Consider the following 275-nt stretch of genomic DNA (forward strand, 5'->3'; position numbering starts at 1 on the left):
GATTGGCATTGATGCCGTTCTCGCGAGCAACACGGGCGACCGACGCGCCGGGCTCGAATGTCAGCGCGACGATGGTCCGCTTCCATTCCGTCGGATGTCGGCGAGTTTGCCGTTTCGGCGGGATCTCGACTGTCTGAGTCACTCTGTCCACAACTCCTATCGTGGACACGACCGGTCATTCGTGTCCTTCACAGGACATCATGGCACTCGTCACCGAGCGTTCACAGACGGTACTGGTCTCGTGCTTACGCATGACCGGCGCCGCCGTCACGCTT

The 275-nt window shown here is 60.7% G+C and carries 1 protein-coding gene; it reads right to left on the minus strand.

Features of this window, described 5'->3' with window-relative positions; translation table 11 throughout:
• Positions 1–169: transposase (locus AAEY88_RS13450; protein WP_337250004.1), on the minus strand; the 169-nt coding region annotated here is incomplete at its 3' end.
• Between the last annotated feature and the right edge of the window lie 106 nt (positions 170–275).

This window comes from Psychrobacter sp. CAL346-MNA-CIBAN-0220 (assembly GCF_040309805.1).
Lineage (GTDB): Bacteria > Pseudomonadota > Gammaproteobacteria > Pseudomonadales > Moraxellaceae > Psychrobacter.